This window comes from Nocardioides caricicola, from assembly GCF_039541135.1.
Classification (GTDB): domain Bacteria; phylum Actinomycetota; class Actinomycetes; order Propionibacteriales; family Nocardioidaceae; genus Nocardioides; species Nocardioides caricicola.
Window position 1 is genome coordinate 1 of record NZ_BAABFQ010000005.1, and the last position, 13,301, is coordinate 13,301.

Genomic DNA, 13,301 nt, shown 5'->3' on the forward strand with positions numbered 1-13,301 from the left:
CATTACAAACTAATTCGTCGACTATGACACACTGTTGAGTTCTCAAGAATCAGACGCACACCGTGATCCGGGCTTTTCGGCCCTTTTCTGCGGCGACTGGTCAAACTTAGCGGATTCCATTTCCCGGTGCAAACCCGGGGCTTTTCGTCCGGTTCTCGGCACGACAAAAGTTCCGCCGATTTCTGTGGCCGCTGTTGCGCACACACATGGATCGGGGAGATGACGTGCCGAGAGGTGGTCTGCCTGGGGCCGGTGGCCCGACCTCGCGGTCTTGCCTCCCGCCGCTCCCTGGCGACTCGGAGAACATTATGGGACTGGGGCGCAGAGTTCAAATCGACTAAACGTGACCCCGGCCACAACAGCGTTTGCGCAGGTCAGAGGCGGTTTGCCTGCGACACGGCGGTGAGCCCACGCGTGTCGGCGGCGGTCCGGCACCCGGCCAGCCGCAGCGCCTCGACGGTCTGGGCGAGCAGCGCGCCGTGCCAGCGCGTCACGCCCGGGGCGCCGTCCACGAGCGCGAGCAAGGGTGACCGGCCGAAGAAGACGGCGTCGGCGCCGAGCGCCAGCGCGGCCAGGACGTCGAGACCCGAGCGCACTCCCCCGTCGACGTACACCTGAGCCCGGTCGCCGACGGCGGCGGCGACCGACGGCAGGCACGACGCCGTGCTCGCGGCGCGGTCGAGCTGGCGGCCGCCGTGGTTCGAGACCCACACCGCGGCCGCGCCGGCCTGCACCGCGCGCAGGGCGTCCTCCGAGCGGAGCACCCCCTTCACCACCACCGGCAGGCCGGTGCGGTCGGCGAGCCAGCCGATGTCGTGCGGGCCGAGGTCGAGCGCCTTCTCGGCGCCGGGCTGGGCGTCGTACCCGGGATCGAAGTTCACACGGAGCAGCGCGGGGTCGACGGTGTCCCACACGACGTCGGTGCCGGGGGTGGCGTACTTCGTGCCGACGACGGGGGTGTCGACGGTGAGGACGACGGCGCCCGCACCGGCCGCGACAGCGCGCTCCAGCAGGGGCTCGGCCAGGGTGCGGTCCGCGGGGAGGTAGACCTGCAGCCACCAGTGGGCGCCGGTCTCGGCGATCTCCGAGAAGGGCGTGCCCGCGTTGCTCGAGACGACCATGACGGTGCCGGCATCCGCAACCGCCCGGGCCATGGCCACCTCGCCGTCGGGATGGACCGCGCGCTGCAGGGTGGTGGGCGCGATGCCCCAGGGGACCTCGACGGTGCGGCCGAGGAGGTCCAGCGAGAGGTCGACGTGGGTGACGTCGTGCAGGACGCGAGGCCGGAACCGGACCGAGCGCCAGGCGGCCGTCGCCTCGCCGGTGCTCACCGAGTCACGCGCACCCTGGACGAGGTACTCGAGGACCGGGGCGGGCAGGACGCCGCGCGCCCGCTCCTCGAGGGAGTCCAGCCAGCGTGCGTCGGCCCCGCTCATCGAGTCAGCGGACCTCGACGCCCGCGAAGTTCTTCTTGCCGCGGCGCAGCACGAGCCAGGAGCCACCGATCAGGTCATCCTCGGTGGGCACCTGCTCGGGGTCCTCGACCCGCACGTTGTTGAGGTAGGCGCCGCCTTCGGCGACCGTGCGCCGCGCCTCGCCCTTGCTCTTCGCCAGGCCGGTCGCGACCAGGAGGTCGACGACGCTCGGGAGGTCCTCGTCGCCGTCGACGACGGTCGAGCCGGCCTCGCGCAGCGCGGCGCCGAGCGTCGCGGTGCTCAGCCCGGTCAGGTCGCCGCCGCCGAACAGGGCCGCGGAGGCCTCCTTGATGCGCTCGGTCTCCTCCGCGCCGTGCACGAGCGTGGTCACCTGCTCGGCGAGGGCACGCTGGCCAGCCCGGAGGAACGGTTTCTCGGCGTGCTGCGCCTCGAGCTCCTCGATCTCCTCGCGGCTGAGGAACGTGAAGATGCGCAGCAGCTCGCCGACCTTCTCGTCCTCGACGTTCAGCCAGAACTGGAAGAAGGCGTACGGCGACATCATCTCGGGGTCGAGCCACAAGGCCCCTCCCTCGGTCTTGCCGTACTTGGTGCCGTCGGTCTTGGTGACCAGCGGGGTGGCGAACGCGTGCGCCTTGCCGCCGTCCGAGCGCCGGATCAGCTCGACGCCGCCGGTGAGGTTGCCCCACTGGTCGGAGCCGCCGAACTGCAGCGTGACGCCGTGGTCGCGGTAGAGGTTGAGGAAGTCCATCGACTGCAGCAGCACGTAGCTGAACTCGGTGTAGCTGATGCCGGCCTCGAGGCGGCTCTTCACCACGTCGCGCGCGAGCATCCGGTTGACCGGGAAGTGCTTGCCGATGTCGCGCAGGAAGTCGATCGTCGACAGGCTGGCGGTCCAGTCGTAGTTGTTGACCATGGTCGCGGCGTTCTCGCCCTCGAAGGACAGGAACGGCTCGATCTGGCGGCGTACCCGCTCGACCCAGTCCTTGACGGTGTCGAGGGTGTTGAGGCTGCGCTCCCCCGAGTCCTTCGGGTCACCGATCATGCCGGTCGCGCCACCCACCAGGGCGTACGGCGTGTGGCCGGCGTTCTGCAGCCGCTTGGCCGTGAGGATCTGGACCAGGTTGCCCATGTGCAGGCTGGGCGCGGTCGGGTCGAAGCCCACATAGAACCGGACGCTCCCCCCAGCCAGCGCCTCGCGCAGCGCGTCGAGGTCCGTCGAGTGCGCGATGAGGCCGCGCCACTCGAGGTCGTCGAGGAGGGTGGGGTCGACGGTCACGTTGTGCCTTTCGGGTACGGATGAGCGAGACCAAGCCTGCCATGGTGGTCACGGACTAGGCGCAGCGGATTGTGGGAAGAGACGAGAAGTGATCGGAGAGAGGTACACGCTCGACCGGGAGATCGGGCGTGGCGGGATGGGAGCCGTCTGGCTCGGCCACGACCAGGTGCTCGGTCGCGAGGTCGCGCTCAAGCAGGTCGGCATGACGCCGGGCGCCAGCACTCCCGACCTCGAGCGCGCCGAGCGGGAGGCCCGGCTCGCCGCCCGCCTCAACCATCCCCACGTGGTGGCGGTCTACGACCTGGTCACCGAGGGGACCGAGCAGTGGCTCGTCATGGAGTACGTCGAGGGCAGCACGCTGGCCGGGCTCGTGCGGGACCGCGGCCCGCTGGCGCCGGACCGGGCGTCGGCGATCCTGCTGCAGGTCGCCGACGCTCTCGCGGCCGCCCATGCGGCCGGGATCGTGCACCGTGACGTGAAGCCGTCGAACATCCTGGTCAGTCCTGCGGGGCAGGTGAAGCTGTCCGACTTCGGGATCGCCCGCGCGGAGGCGGACGCGTCACTGACCCAGACCGGGCTGGTGACCGGATCTCCGGCGTACCTCTCCCCCGAGGTCGCGTCGGGCCAGTTCGCGACCGACGCCAGCGACGTCTGGTCGCTCGGCGCCACCCTGTTCCACGCGCTGTCCGGCCACCCGCCGTACGAGGTCGGTGGGAACGTGCTCGGCGCGATGTACCGGATCGTGCACGAGGAGCCGCCGCGGCTGAGCACCGCCGGCTGGCTGGCGCCGCTGCTGGACGCGACGATGTGTCGGGAGCCGGAGGGGCGCTGGTCGATGGCGCAGGTCCGGGACTTCCTCGCGACCGGGCCGGTCGCGCCGGAACCGCGACCGGACCCGGAGCCGACCGAGCTGCTGGCGCCGGTCGCACCCGTCGCCGCGGATCCCGTCGGGCCGGTCGCACCGGTCGCACCGGCGGACCCGGCGGGGCCGGACCAGCCGCGCCGTGCGCTGCCGGTCGTCCTGGTCGTCGGCGCCGTGGTCCTCGTCGCCCTTCTCGGCTGGCTCGCGTACGACATCGGGCGGGGTGACGACGGCGAGCCGGCGGCCGACCCCCGGAACTCGCCGAGCCAGGACCGGTCGCCGTCCGGCCCCTCCACCTCGGCCTCGTCGGAGCCGGCCCCGGAGGTCACGGCGGCCGGCATGGAGCAGTTCATCCGCGACTACCTCGCGATGGTGACCTCGGACACCAGGGCGGCCTTCGAGGAGCTGACGCCGGAGTTCCAGGCGGCGAGCGGCAACTACGGCGGCTACCAGGGCTTCTGGCGGACCATCAAAAACGCTCAGGTTTTGTCCGTAAATGCCGATCCGGACACCAGGCAAGTCACGTACACCGTGGAGTACGTGCGCGACGACGGATCCTCCACGACCGACGAGGTCACGCTCCAGCTCGAGGGCACCGACGGGGCGTACCTCATCTCCGACGAGGCCTGACGGCCGGGCAAATTATCGTGGGGGCGGGAGGGTTGTTCCATGGAGCTGGCTGCTCTGTACCGGGACATCGTCGAGAAGTCCCCGGACGCGATGTGGGTCTACGACCACGACGGTCGCACCATCTACGCCAACCCCGCCCTGCGCCGCCTCTTCGGGGTCGACGACGAGGAGGAGATGAAGCACCTCACGGTCTTCGACTCCCTCGACGACGCCGGCAAGGTCCACTTCGCCGCGCACCTCGCCGACCTGCGGGAGGGCCGGATCAACGAGGGCGACGTCGAGACCCAGTTCGTGCGCCGCGACGGCTCGATCGTGTGGGTGCTCATCAGCGAGAGCGAGCTGCGCGGTCCGGACGGTGAGTTCATCGGCATCCTCAACCGGCTCAGCGACTACAGCGACCGGAGGGCCAACCTCGACAACCTGACCAGCGCCCGGCGCCGGCTCGACGAGGCGCAGCGGATCGCGCGCATCGGCAGCTGGGAGTGGGAGCTCGACCTCGACCGGATCTGGGGATCCAAGGGGCTGATGGCGCTCTACGGGCTCGGCCCGGAGTCGTTCCCGGTGACGTACGGCGAGTTCCTGGAGCTCGTGCACGAGGACGACCGCTCGACGATCGACACGGTCGTGCGCGAGGCGATCGCCGGCGCGCGCGAGTTCAAGGTGGCGGGCCGGATCCTGACCACGAGCGGCACCTGGGTCTGGACCCGGATCCGCGGGGAGTGCCAGACCGACGAGACCGGGCGGGTCGTGAGCCTGTCCGGGACCCACCAGGACATCACCGAGACGAAGCTCGCGGACCTCGCCCTCGAGGACCAGGTCCGGCAGAACGCGCTGCTGCAGGCGATCGCCAGCGCGGCGAACGAGGCGACCACCCTGAAGGAGGTGTTGAGCGCCGCCCGCGACCTCGCGCTGGTCCACGACGACTGGAGGCGTGCGCGCGGCTTCGTGCCGAACGACTCGCACGACGGCGTCGTGGCCCTCTACACGACCGAGACCGACCGGGCCGAGGACCTGGAGACGCCGGAGGAGACCGCGCGGGAGCACGCGCTCGCCGAACACGCCTACCGCACCGGTGACCTGGTCTGGGACGACGACAAGCTCACGATCGCGTTCCCGGTCACCTACGCCGGCCGGATCTACGGGGTCTGCACGATCACCTCCGCTCCCCCGCTGTACCGCTACGAGCTGATCGAGACGATGGTGCGCCAGGTCGCCGTCCAGCTCGGCCGGGTCGCCGAGCGCGAACAGGCGCAGCGCGAGCTCGCGGACGCCCGCGACGGAGCGATGGAGGCGTCGCGGCAGAAGTCGGAGTTCCTCGCGACCATGAGCCACGAGATCCGCACGCCGCTCAACGGCGTGATCGGCCTCAACGACCTGCTCCTGCGCAGCGACCTCGACCCCGACCAGTACCGCCTCGCCTCCGGGGTGCAGGTCGCCAGCCGCGCCCTGCTGAGCCTCATCAACGACGTCCTCGACTTCTCCAAGATCGAGGCCGGGAAGCTCGAGCTGGAGCGGCTGGACTTCGAGATTCGGCCGGTGTTCGACCAGGTCGCGAGCGTGCTCGCCGAGGCCGCCCGCGCCAAGGACATCGAGCTGATCGTCTCCTGCCACCCCGACGTGCCCGAGATGCTCGCCGGGGACCCGACGCGACTGGCCCAGGTGATCACCAACCTCGGCTCGAACGCCGTGAAGTTCACCCCGGAGGGCGAGGTCTTCATCCGCGCCACGGCCGACCGGGTCGAGGACGGCCGCACCCGCCTGCACGTGAGCGTCGCCGACACCGGCGTGGGCGTGCCCGAGGTCGACGTCGACCTGCTGTTCCAGGCGTTCACCCAGGCCGATGCCTCGACGACGCGCAAGTACGGCGGCACCGGCCTCGGGCTGGCGATCTGCCGTGAGATCGTCGAGGCCCTCGGCGGCGAGATCGGCCTCGAGCCGAACCCCGCCGGCGGCAGCGTCTTCTGGTTCACCGCCTGCTTCGACGCGCCGTCCGGGGTGGCCACCGACCCGGACGACGAGCACGCCCGTCAGCATCTCGCCGGGCGTCGACTGCTCGTGGTCGACGACAACGAGCACAACCGCCTGACCTTGCAGGAGCAGCTGGCGTGGTGGGGCGTGCGCTCGGAGGCGGTCGCGAGCGCCGACGCGGCCGAGGGCGCCCTGCTCGCCGCGACCGCCGCCGGCGACCCGTTCGACGCCGTCCTGCTCGACATGTCCATGCCCTACCGAGACGGCCTCCAACTCGCGCGGACGTTGCACGCGCAGCCGGCGTACGACGGCCTGACCCTGGTGATGCTGACCTCGGCGACCGTGCCCGACGCCGAGACCCTCCGCGCGGCGGGCGTCGCCGCGTGCGTCACGAAGCCGGTGCTCTCCGGCGACCTGCGCGGCGTGCTCCTGCGCCACGTCGCCGGGGTCGAGCCGCGCGCGGCGGTGCGGCCGGCGGCCGCGGAGCCCGACGTGGCCGGGCGGGTGCTGGTCGTCGAGGACAACCCGGTCAACCAGCTGGTCGCGGTCGGGCTCCTCGAGGCGATGGGGTACGACGCGACGACCGCGGACGACGGCGTCGAGGCGTTGGAGATCCTGGAGGAGGAGAGCTTCGACGTCGTGCTGATGGACGTGCAGATGCCGCGCCTGGACGGGTACGCCACCACCGAGGCGATCCGGGCGCGGGAGACCGACGACGTACGCCTTCCGGTGATCGCGATGACCGCGGCCGCCGTCGAGGGTGAGCGTGACCGCTGCCTGGCGGCGGGCATGGACGACTTCCTGACCAAACCGGTCAACCCCGGTGCGCTGGCCGCGATGGTCTCGCACTGGATCGGCGACGAAACCACCGAAGGAACCCGTAGCGTGATGACTGTGGACACCCCCAACAGCGGCGACGAGCGGCTGGCGCGCCTGGCCCTGGAGCGGCTCGACGAGCTGCGCGACCTCGACCCCGGCAACACGACCTACCTCGACCGGGCGATCGGCAACTTCCTCGCCAACACGCCCGGCACCCTCGAGTCGATCCGCGCCGCCGCCGCGTCCGGGGATGCCGAGACGCTCAAGCAGGTCGTCCACAAGCTCGCCGGTGGCGCGCTCAACCTCGGCGTCCAGGACGCCGGACGGACCGCCCAGGAGATCGAGCTGATCGCCGACACCGGCACGACGGAGGGCACCGCGGCGCTGCTCGACCAGCTCGAGTCCGAGCTCGAGCTGGGACGTGAGTCCCTGCGGGCCTACCAGGAGACGTACTCGTCCGGCTCACCGGGCTGAGGTTCCTCCGCCCCCGATGCGGGGTAAGGATCCCGGCATGAAGAGCATCCTCGCGATCATCGTCATCGCCTGGCTCGTGATCGGTGCGGCCGCTGCCTACCAGCGCGGCTACTTCGGCGACGACCGCGACGTGAACTGCAAGACCGCAGGCGACACCGTGCTGACGATCCTGGCCGGCCCGCTCAACTACGTCGGCGCGAACCCGAAGGTCGACTGCGAGGTGAACGTGCCCGAGCCGTCGAAGTAGGCCCGGCGGACCGGCGCGCGAACGCTGGTGGGGCGGGTGGGGCTCGAACCCACGACCCAAGGATTATGAGTCCTCTGCTCTGACCGACTGAGCTACCGCCCCTCGTGCGCGCCCGAGCCTACTGAGAGGACGCTCAGGTCCAGACCGAGGTGGCCGATCGGGGGGTCGATGAGCCCTCTGCTGCCGTTCCTGAGACGACGTCCCCTCCTCGCACCTACCCTCGCCAGAGTGGGGACGCGAGGGACCCGATCGCGCCTGGCCGTCGGTCTGACGGCCTGCGCCGCGCTGGTCGGCACGATGCTGGCGACGACCGCGCCCGGCGGCGCCGCTGCCGAGGACCGACGGGCACAGCGGGGGCTCGGCGACCTCCTGGTGACCCCCGGCTCGTCGTACGTCGCGGGGCAGCAGCTGACGTTCGAGGGCGACCTCGGCGTCAACGGCGTGCGCACCATCCACCTCGAGCAGAACATGGGCCGGATCGGCGACACCTGGGGTGTCATCGAGGGCTTCCGCGCCAAGACCAAGTCCGACGGCTCGTTCAGGTTCACCTACCCGGCGCCGTCGATGATCGACATCTCCATGCGCGTGGCCGCCCCGGGCGCCGTCACCTCGTCCTGGCGGTTCGAGCCGAAGGCGCAGGACCTCACGCTGGCGACGCCGAAGCTGCCCGGACTGGACCCGAACGAGGTCCTGATGGGTGTCCCGTTCACGATCCTCGTCGACACCACGCCCACCCTCGTCGGCAGGCCCGACCTCCCGCCCCCGCCCCTGCCCGGTCGCAAGCTCACCCTGCAGCGCCGCGTGAACGGCGATGCCTGGGAGACCCTGGCCACGTCGGTCACCGGCCTGCTCGGCAACGGCACGTTCCTGCAGACGGTCACCGAGCCGGGCCCGGTCACCTACCGGGTCCGCGAGGAGGACTGGAACCTCGGCGGCGACCGGATCGGCTGGTACCCGTCGTTCCCGTTCACGATCCGCGTCGTCGACCCGCTGGACCCCGACGCCGGGCGGCCCCGGATCGACACCGCTCCGTCGCACCCCGTCGGTCGCGACGGCCAGGCGCCGACGACCCGCGGCGGCCAGACCGCGGCGAAGATCAACAAGTGGGGCGTCTCGCTGTGGGACTTCGCCTGGGCCTACGGCGAGTCGCTGACCAGCAAGCCCGCCCGCGGCACCGACCGTCGGGGCTGGTGGCTCGACGCGTCCGACGGCACGGGGCGGACCGCCAAGCTCAACGGCCAGATCGTGCTCGACAGCGGCCGCAACTTCCGGGGAGACGGTGACTACGGCACCACCCGCGCCACGCTCCACGGGAATCCGGCGACGTACGGCCGCTGGGAGACGGCGTTCCGCATCAAGCGGTTCGAGACCGGGGCGGACGACTACCACGCGGTGCTCGAGCTGGTCCCCGACCGCGCGAGCGACTACCGCTGCGGCACCCGCAACATCACGGTCGCCGACATCGACGCCGGCGGCAAGACGCTCGACATCGGCGTCCGCACCGCCCAGGGCCTGCAGTGGAAGGCCACCCGCGGGATCGACATCGGCACCCGCTCCGCCGCCATCGGCATCGAGCTCGGCAAGCGGCACATCACCTGGTTCGTCGACGGCAAGACCGTCGGCGTGGTCCGCTCGCGCACGGCTGTCCCGCGGGTCCCGATGACCCTGCGCCTCAGCCTGGTCGGCAAGGGCACCCAGGAGATGAACCACACCCAGCTGCTCTCCGACTGGGAGCGCGGCTGGTCGCTGGACCGCGGCAAGCAGGTCACCAAGGGCGCCCCGCTCAAGAAGAGCTCGTACGACGCCGGCTGCTGAGAGCAGCCGACTCGGCTAGGCGGTCGGCGGCGCCAGCACCCGCAGCTGCAGCATCGCGACGAAGCGCGCCTCGGGGTCCCCGAGGTTGATCTCGCCGACCTCGGCGACCCGGCGCAGCCGGTAGCGGAACGTGTTCGGGTGGACGTAGAGCGCCTCGGCGGCCGCGATCACGTCGCCGAACGCGTCCAGCCAGGCCTGGAGGGTCTGCACGAGGAAGCTGTTGTGCTGGCGGTCGTACTCCATCAGCTTGGCCAGCGCGCCGGTCGGCTTGTCGCCGCGGGCGGCGACCATGTCGCGCAGCTCGAGCATCATCGCCTCGACCTGGATGTCGGAGAGACGCGCGACCCGGCGCTCGCCGCGGCCGCCGCGCAGCACCCGCAGCGCGCGGTCCGCGCTGGCCCGCGAGAACGCCAGTCCGGCGAGGTCGTGGGCGACCGGGCCGATCCCGAGCACCGGCCGGTGCCGGTCCCCCACCCGGTCGAGGAAGTCGTGGGCGATGCGGACCGCGCGCTCCTCGCCGTCCTCGGCGGGACCGCTGACCGGCACCAGGCCGTAGGTGACACCGCCGACCAGCGCGGCCGCCGACCGTGGGTGGACCGCACTGAGGTGCATGGCGAACGCGTCGCTGAGCCGCTGCCGCTCGTGCTCGGACGCGGCGCCGTCACCGCTCTCGTCGTCCGCGTCGGAGACCACCACGCCGAAGACCAGCAGCGGCTGCCCGGCGAGGCCGAGGCGCTCGAGCGCCTCGCGTCCTCCGGCGCCTCCCTCGAGCGCGGAGCTCAGCAGGTCGGCTCGGAGCCGGCGCTGGACGTCGGCGCCGGCGCGGACCCGGAGCAGGTGCAGGGCGACCAGCTTCGCGGCGTCGCACAGCGCCTCGGTCCGCTCGTCGCTGAGCGGGCCCGGAACGGCGGCCCAGATGGAGCCGAGCACCTCGTCACCGGCGCGGACGGCGACCGCGACCCGCGGCATCGAGAACGCGTCGGTCCCCTCGCCAGCCGGCTCGATGAAGATCGGGCGGTCGGTGCGGTGGAGGTCACGGAACACCCCACGCTCGTTGAGGATCCGGGAGTACCGCTCCGGCACCTGCCGGCCCAGGATCGTCTCGACCCGCGACGGGTCGGCCTCGTCCTGGCGGCCGGAGAAGGCGAGCACCCGCGAGCTGCGGTCCTCGATCGTGATCGGGGCGTCCAGCAGCGAGGCGATCGCGTTCGCGACCGCGAACAGGTCCCCCGAGGGCAGCCCGCCCAGGGACTCCGGCTCGGCCACACCGACGTCGCCCTCCGCGAGCAGCGAGCGCAGCATCGCGGCCAGGTGCGCCCACGGCGCCCCGCGGCTCAGCCCCAGCAGCGCCACCCGGGCGTGGTCGGCGGCGGCGCGGACCTCCGGGGTCAGCGGGACCGGCGCGCGCAGCACCAGACCGGCGGCGTGCTGCTGGCCGAGCTCCACGAGCAGCTCGACGACCCGCTCGGGGTCGTCGACGCCCACGCCGAGGACCAGCGCGTCCCGCGGCAGCACGGGCGCGTCGACGGGATCGTGGATGACCACGCCACCGATGTCCTCGACCCGGTCGGGGTCACCGTGCACCAGGTCGAGCAGGGTGGCCCCGAGGTCGTCGAGGACCCGGCCGAGGCTGGCGCGCGGCCGCGAGTTCGGGGCCTGGGTCATGGTGGTCAGCACGCTCCGACGGTAGGCGGGACGTCGCCAGCCTACTTCGTCCCGCACGACCAGTTCAGGACCGGCGTTCGTGCCGCACGACAGCGTCTACGCGAGGGGCAGCCACTCCGAGGAGGTGGTGACCGCGGCGAGCCGGTCCGGGTCCGGCAGCACGCCGAGGCCGGCGCCGGTCGGCACCGACAGGTGCCCGTCGACGACCACGAACGGCTCGGTGATGTCCTCCTGGTAGTACCGGCCCGAGCCCGACGTGTCGCCCGGCAGCGTGAAGCCCGGCAGGGCCGCGAGCGCGACGTTGGCGGCCCGCCCGAGGCCGGTCTCCAGCATGCCGCCGCACCACACCGGGACGCCGTTCGCGACACACACGTCGTGGATCCTGCGTGCCTCGAGGTAGCCACCGACGCGCCCGGGCTTGATGTTCACGATCGAGGTCGCGCCGAGCCGGATGGCGGCCGCCGCCGCCTGCGCCGAGACGATCGACTCGTCCAGGCAGACCGGCGTGCTGATCAGCTTCGCGAGGTCGGCGTGACCGAGCACGTCCTCCTCCTCGAGCGGCTGCTCGATCAGCAGGAGGTCGAAGGGGTCGAGCTTGGCGAGGTGCCGCGCGTCGGCGAGCGTGTACGCCGTGTTCGCGTCCACCTGGAGCAGCACGTCGTCGCCGTACGTCTCCCGGACCGCGCGGACCGGCTCGACGTCCCAGCCGGGCTCGATCTTGAGCTTGATCCGGACGTAGCCCTCGTCGAGGTAGCCCCCGACCGCGTCGAGCAGCGCCGGGATGCTGTCCATGATCCCGACCGAGACGCCGCACGGGACCCGGTCGTGCACCGCGCCCAGCTCGCGGGCGAACGAACGGCCCTGGGTGCGCAGCTCGGCGTCGAGGACGCCCATCTCGAGCGCGGACTTGGCCATCCGGTGGCCCTTGAACGGGTGCAGTACCTGGGCGACGGCGTTCGCGTCGATCGGACCCGCGGCGGCCAGCGCCGGCACGAGGAAGCGGCGCAGCACGTCGGCTGCGGCGTCGTTGTACTCCGAGGAGTACAACGGGTCGGCCATCGCGACGCACTCGCCCCAGCCCTCGGCCTCGTCGGTGACGATGCGCAGCAGCATCAGCTCGCGGGCGGTCTGGGTCCCGAACGACGTGCGGAACGGCGACACCAGCGGCATCGACACGCGGCGGAGCTCGACTCCGGTCAACTTCATGAAGGCACTCCACTCACAGGGGTCCGGCGGACGACGTACCAACCGTCGCGGTCGAACCCGCTGATCCGGGCGCCGTCGGCGACCAGCTCGGCGAGGACGTCGCGGACCGCGATGCGCCACTGCTGGGCGAGCGCGGGGTCGGAGAGGCGCAGCGCCGCGATGTCGGGCGGCACGGCGACGAGCGAGGTGGCGGCGTCCAGGCGCCCGGGCACCGGCCGGCCGTCGGCCGAGGCACCGAGCGCGACGGCTCCCCCGGCGGCCAGCTCGTCGGCGACGTGCGCCGCGGTGCCGCCGCCGTCGCAGGCCAGGACGACCGCGGGGTCCAGCAGCCGCCACTTGATCAGCAGCCGGTCCGAGTCGTCGTCACCGTTGATGGAGTCGAGCATCGGGCCGTAGAAGTTCGGCAGGTACTCCGCCGGACGCGCGCCGAGCTTCACGATGTTGAAGTAGGCGTTGCGGCTGACCAGCGGGTCGAAGGTCCAGGCGATCTCCGAGACGCCCCGCAGCAGCGCCCACGCGCGCTGGTGGAGCTTGAGCGCGAACCCGACGTGGCGGCCCATCCCGCGCGACGAGACGCCCGCGATGTGGCTGTGCAGCGCGTCCTCGGACGGAGCGTGGAAGAACCCGACGCACGCACCGACCATGGTGCCGTCCTCGTCGAACGCACCGCCGACGTAGTTGCCGGCCTTGGAGAACGCGCGCAGCAGCTCGATGCTGACCGGCGGGTTGCCGCCGCGACCCCAGATCGTCGCGTAGAGGTGGACCACGGCGTTCAGCTCGGCCAGGTCGGTGACCTCGCGCACCGAGACGCCGGCCGCGAGCGCGGCGGCGTCGGCGGCCTGGACGGCGCGGTCCAGGTCGCCGTCGAGGCGCGTGCTGGTCAGGTTGCTCACGACACCCATG

At 71.9% G+C, this 13,301-nt stretch carries 9 protein-coding genes and 1 tRNA gene; 4 read left to right on the plus strand and 6 right to left on the minus strand.

The window, feature by feature from the left end; genetic code table 11:
* Nucleotides 1-374: 374 nt before the first annotated feature.
* Together ABD875_RS08360 and tyrS are read right to left on the minus strand one after the other, a co-directional pair.
* Nucleotides 375-1,436, minus strand: coding sequence for an alpha-hydroxy acid oxidase (locus tag ABD875_RS08360; protein WP_345173294.1), 1,062 nt, complete (start codon nt 1,434-1,436; stop codon nt 375-377).
* A 4-nt stretch (nt 1,437-1,440) separates the two neighbouring features.
* A complete protein-coding gene (tyrS, locus tag ABD875_RS08365; protein ID WP_345173297.1) occupies nt 1,441-2,712 on the minus strand; it encodes a tyrosine--tRNA ligase in 1,272 nt (423 codons plus the stop codon).
* Nucleotides 2,713-2,800: 88 nt separating this feature from the next.
* Between tyrS and ABD875_RS08370 the strand changes: the two genes are divergently transcribed.
* From ABD875_RS08370 to ABD875_RS08380, 3 genes are read left to right on the plus strand one after another with little or no spacing between them, the layout of a single operon-like run.
* On the plus strand, nt 2,801-4,204 hold the full coding sequence (locus tag ABD875_RS08370; RefSeq protein ID WP_345173299.1) for a serine/threonine-protein kinase: 1,404 nt from the start codon (nt 2,801-2,803) through the stop codon (nt 4,202-4,204).
* 39 nt (nt 4,205-4,243) lie between these two features.
* Complete coding sequence (locus ABD875_RS08375) at nt 4,244-7,465, plus strand: response regulator (RefSeq protein ID WP_345173301.1); 3,222 nt, start codon at nt 4,244-4,246, stop codon at nt 7,463-7,465.
* Between the two features lie 37 nt (nt 7,466-7,502).
* Nucleotides 7,503-7,712 (plus strand): hypothetical protein, encoded by a 210-nt coding sequence (locus ABD875_RS08380; RefSeq protein ID WP_345173304.1) that lies wholly within the window; start codon nt 7,503-7,505, stop codon nt 7,710-7,712.
* 25 nt (nt 7,713-7,737) lie between these two features.
* Here the strand turns inward: ABD875_RS08380 and ABD875_RS08385 are convergent.
* Nucleotides 7,738-7,814 (minus strand) — tRNA-Ile (locus ABD875_RS08385).
* A gap of 126 nt (nt 7,815-7,940) precedes the next feature.
* On the opposite strand from ABD875_RS08385, the gene ABD875_RS08390 reads away from it, so the two are divergent.
* Nucleotides 7,941-9,527, plus strand: coding sequence for a hypothetical protein (locus tag ABD875_RS08390; RefSeq protein WP_345173306.1), 1,587 nt, complete (start codon nt 7,941-7,943; stop codon nt 9,525-9,527).
* 15 nt (nt 9,528-9,542) lie between these two features.
* On the opposite strand, the gene ABD875_RS08395 is transcribed toward ABD875_RS08390, so the two are convergent.
* The 3 genes from ABD875_RS08395 to ABD875_RS08405 form a co-directional block, all read right to left on the minus strand.
* Nucleotides 9,543-11,204 (minus strand): PucR family transcriptional regulator, encoded by a 1,662-nt coding sequence (locus ABD875_RS08395; protein WP_345173309.1) that lies wholly within the window; start codon nt 11,202-11,204, stop codon nt 9,543-9,545.
* 84 nt (nt 11,205-11,288) lie between these two features.
* Nucleotides 11,289-12,398 (minus strand): o-succinylbenzoate synthase, encoded by a 1,110-nt coding sequence (gene menC, locus ABD875_RS08400; RefSeq protein WP_345173311.1) that lies wholly within the window; start codon nt 12,396-12,398, stop codon nt 11,289-11,291.
* Complete coding sequence (locus ABD875_RS08405; protein WP_345173314.1) at nt 12,395-13,291, minus strand: GNAT family N-acetyltransferase; 897 nt, start codon at nt 13,289-13,291, stop codon at nt 12,395-12,397. The genes menC and ABD875_RS08405 overlap by 4 nt, the downstream gene beginning before the upstream one ends.
* Between the last annotated feature and the right edge of the window lie 10 nt (nt 13,292-13,301).